General features: G+C 72.9%; 3 protein-coding genes. All 3 read left to right on the forward strand.

The window, feature by feature from the left end; genetic code table 11:
* Window positions 1-1,568, forward strand: a 1,568-nt coding sequence (gene iolD, locus F8568_RS46320; RefSeq protein ID WP_151600535.1) for a 3D-(3,5/4)-trihydroxycyclohexane-1,2-dione acylhydrolase (decyclizing), incomplete at its 5' end; no start/stop codon positions are given.
* Between the two features lie 9 nt (window positions 1,569-1,577).
* On the forward strand, window positions 1,578-3,056 hold the full coding sequence (locus F8568_RS46325; protein WP_151600536.1) for a CoA-acylating methylmalonate-semialdehyde dehydrogenase: 1,479 nt from the start codon (window positions 1,578-1,580) through the stop codon (window positions 3,054-3,056).
* Between the two features lie 127 nt (window positions 3,057-3,183).
* The gene (locus tag F8568_RS46330) at window positions 3,184-3,954 is read left to right on the forward strand and encodes an MgtC/SapB family protein (RefSeq protein ID WP_151600537.1); all 771 of its coding nucleotides are present in this window, start codon (window positions 3,184-3,186) and stop codon (window positions 3,952-3,954) included.
* Window positions 3,955-4,260 lie beyond the last annotated feature (306 nt).

Genomic DNA, 4,260 nt, shown 5'->3' on the forward strand with positions numbered 1-4,260 from the left:
TGGTCACGGGCGCGGCTCTGGCGACCGTCAACCGGCTGCCGGTGCTGCTGCTGCCGGGGGACGTCTTCGCGACGCGCCCGGCCAATCCGGTGCTGCAGGAGCTCGAAGACGCCCGCTCCTACGACGTCTCGGTGAACGACTGCTTCAAGCCGGTGTCGAAGTACTGGGACCGCATCAACCGTCCCGAGCAACTCCCCAGCGCGCTCATGGCGGCGATGCGGGTGCTCACCGGTCCCGCTGAGACCGGCGCCGTCACCTTGGCGCTGCCCCAGGACGTCCAGGCCGAGGCGTACGACTGGCCGGACGAGCTGTTCGCGCGGCGCGTCTGGCGGATCCCGCGTCCGCTGCCGGAGGCCCGCGACCTCGACCGTGCCTGCGCCGCGCTGCGGTCGGCCGAGCGCCCGCTGATCGTGGCGGGCGGCGGCGTCATCTACTCCGGCGCCACCGACGCGCTGCGGACGTTCGCCGAACGCACCGGCGTCCCCGTCGCCGAGACGCAGGCCGGGAAGGGCTCGCTGCCCTGGGACCACCCGTCCGCCGTCGGCGCGATCGGCGCCACTGGCTCGACCGCCGCGAACGCCCTGGCGCGGGAAGCCGACGTCGTCATCGGCATCGGCACCCGCTACAGCGACTTCACCACCGCCTCGCACAGCCTGTTCGCGGCCCCGGACGTGCGGTTCGTCAACATCAACGTCGCCCGCGCCGACGCGGTCAAGCTCGGCGGCCTCACCGTCGTCGCCGACGCGCGGGAGGCGCTCGGCGCGCTGGACGCGGCCCTCGCCGACTGGACCGTCCCCGACGCGCACCGGGACAACGCGCGGGACCTGACGGCCCGGTGGAACGCCGTCGTCGACGGCGCGTACGGGTACGACAACGGCGCACTCCCCGCGCAGTCGCAGGTCATCGGCATCGTCAACGAGGAATCCGGCCCCCGCGACGTCGTGGTGTGCGCGGCCGGATCGATGCCCGGCGACCTGCACCGGCTGTGGCGCGCCCGCGACCGCAAGGGCTACCACGTCGAGTACGGCTACTCGTGCATGGGCTACGAGATCGCCGGCGGGCTCGGCGTGAAGATGGCCGACCCGTCCCGCGAGGTGTACGTCCTCGTCGGCGACGGCTCGTACCTGATGATGGCGCAGGAGCTCACCACCGCCATCGCCGAGGGGATCAAACTCGTCGTCGTCCTCGTCCAGAACCACGGCTACGCCTCCATCGGCAACCTGTCGGAGTCGGTCGGCGCCGACCGGTTCGGCACCCGGCACCGCGTCCGCACCGGCACCGGGCTCGACGGCGCGCCCATCCCCGTCGACCTCGCCGCCAACGCCGCCAGCCTCGGCGCCGACGTCCTGCGCGCGTCCGGCGCCGCGGAGTTCCGCGCCGCCCTCCGCGAGGCCGCCGCCTCGCCCCGCACCACCGTCGTCCACGTCGAGACCGACCCGCTCGCCCCCGCCCCCGGCAGCGACGCCTGGTGGGACGTCCCCGTCGCCGAGACCTCCCGGCGCGCCGCCACCCGCGACGCCCGCGCCCGCTACGACGACGCCAAGAAGACCCAGCGCCGCCACCTGTGAGAGGAAACCATGAGCCTGATTCAGCACCGGATCGGCGGCGCCGAGGTCGGCGGCGGCGCCACCGCCCCCCTGCACGACCCCGCGACCGGCGAACGGACCGGTGAGGTCGTCCTCGGCCGCGCCGCCGACGTCGACGCCGCCGCCCGCGCCGCCGCCCGCGCCTTCGAAACCTGGCAGGACGTCTCGCAGGCCCGCCGCGCCCGCATCATGTTCGCCTTCCGCGACCTCCTCGAACGGCACGAGGACGACCTCGCCCGGCTGATCACCGCCGAGCACGGCAAGGTCCTCGACGACGCGCGCGGCGAGATCGTCCGCGGCCGCGAGGTCGTCGAGTTCGCCTGCGGCATCCCGTCCGCTCTCAAGGGCGAGTACTCCGACCAGGTCTCCTCCGGCGTCGACGCGTACTCGTTCAGGCAGCCGCTGGGTGTGTGCGCCGGGATCGTCCCGTTCAACTTCCCGGTGATGGTGCCGCTGTGGATGCACCCGATCGCGATCGCCTGCGGGAACACGTTCGTGCTCAAGCCCAGCGAGCGCGTCCCGTCCGCGTCCGCGCTGATCGCCGACCTGTACGCCGAGGCCGGGCTGCCGGACGGCGTCTTCAACGTGCTCAACGGCGACCGCGAGACCGCCGGCGCCCTCATCCGGCACCCGGACGTCGCCGCCGTGTCGTTCGTCGGCTCGACACCCGCCGCCCGGCACGTCCACGAGACCGCCACCGCCGCCGGCAAGCGCGTCCAGGCCCTCGGCGGCGCCAAGAACCACGCCGTCGTCCTTCCCGACGCCGACCTCGACCACGCCGCCGACCAGATCACCTCCGCCGCCTACGGGTCCGCCGGGCAGCGCTGCATGGCGATCTCCGTCGTCGTCGCCGTCGGCGAGTCCGCCGACCCGCTCGTCGCGCGGCTCGCCGACCGCGCCCGCGCCGTCACGGTCGGCCCCGGCACCGACCCCGGCTCGGACATGGGGCCTCTCATCAGCGCGGACGCCCTGCGCCGCGTCACCGGCCACGTCGACGCCGCCGCGGCCGCCGGCGCGAAGATCGTCGTCGACGGGCGGGGGCGGCGGCCCGGGCCCGGCCACTTCCTCGGGCCGTGCCTGCTCGACGACGTCGCCACCGACCTGCCCGCCTACACCGAGGAGATCTTCGGACCCGTCCTCCTCGTGCTGCGCGCCGCCGACCTCGACGAGGCCATCGCCCTCGTCAACGCCAACCCGTACGGCAACGGCACCGCGATCTTCACATCGTCCGGTGAGGCGGCCCGCCGCTACCAGCGCGCCGTCCACGTCGGGATGGTCGGTGTCAACGTGCCGATTCCGGTACCGATGGCGTTCTACTCCTTCGGAGGCTGGAAGGCGTCGCTGTTCGGCGACACCCACGTCCACGGCCCCGAAGGCGTCCGCTTCTACACGCGCGCCAAGGCCGTCACCACGCGCTGGCCGGAGCCGCGGACCGCGTCCGGTGGACTAGCCTTCCCGACCGCGACCTGACCCCGCCGCGCTCGCCGGGGACGCGCGGCATCGGCCGGGGTGGCGCCTATGCGTCGGGTGGCGCAGCATCAGCCGTGGTGACGCGGCATTCGCGAGACCGCCATCGACCTTGGAACGGGAGGAACACGTGCTCGCAGGCCAAGGGCTCGTCCAGATCGGCGAACTCGCACTGGCGCTCGTGCTCTCCGCATGCATCGGCCTGGAAAGGGGCGTGCGCAACAAGAGCGCCGGCCTGCGCACCCACACCCTCGTCGGCGTCGGCGCCGCCCTGTTCGTGCTGGTCAGCAAGTACGGCTTCCAGCACGCCCCCGGGCCCGTCGCGTTCGACCCGTCCCGCGTCGCCGCGCAGATCGTCTCCGGCATCGGCTTCATCGGCGGCGGGCTCATCTTCGTCCGCCGCGACGCCGTCCGCGGGCTGACCACCGCCGCCGTCGTCTGGGTGACCGCCGCCGTCGGGATGGCGGCGGGCGGCGGGCTCTGGCTCCTCGCGATCGCCGGTACCGCCGGGCACTTCCTCGTCGTCTATGGCTTGAGCTCGCTCACCCGGCGGTTGCCGCTCGACCGGTTCCGGCCCGCCGACCAGACCCGGATGCGGCTGATCTACCGAGATGGTCGAGGGGCGCTCCGCCGCGTCCTCGTCGAATGCACCCAGCGGGGCTTCGCCGTCCTCGAAGTGAATGTGGAACGCGAATACCTGCCGGACGACTCCGACCGAGGCCGCGACGAACGCCGCGGCCGTGATGAGCGGGATGAGAGCGGGCAGCGCCGAGGCCACTGGAACGCCGTCGTCACCCTCGTCCTGGAAGGGCCGGGATCCGTCCCGGATCTCACCGCCGTCTTAAGCGAACTCCCCGATGTCGTGGCCGTAACAACAGGCTCCGACCGCGACGACGAGTAATTCATGCTCGATTGCTGCGCAGCAGGCAGTACGCGATCGGGCGGTTCGCGGCGGGGCGGTTCGCGGCGGGGCGGTTCGCGGCGGGGCGGTTCACGGGAGCGGCTTACCGAGGAACGCTTCGCGGTGGGTAGTTCACGGTAGTTCACCCGGGGGACGGTTCGCGGTGTGGTGTTTCGCAATGGGGTGGTTCGGGAGAGAAAAATGTTCGAAGGGGCAATATCCGAAAGGGCAAGAGGGGTGTTCGGGTGGTGGGGTGGCGCTTGCGTACGGGGCCGCCCCTCCAAAGTCAAGGGCGCCTTCGGCGTC

It is taken from the genome of Actinomadura physcomitrii (assembly GCF_008923205.2).
In the GTDB taxonomy this organism is placed as follows: Bacteria; Actinomycetota; Actinomycetes; order Streptosporangiales; family Streptosporangiaceae; genus Spirillospora; species Spirillospora physcomitrii.

Bases quoted from the DNA above. Each gene is read 5' to 3' on its own strand.
- F8568_RS46325 (WP_151600536.1), top strand. From the start codon at position 1,578: ATGAGCCTGATTCAGCACCGGATCGGCGGCGCCGAGGTCGGCGGCGGC.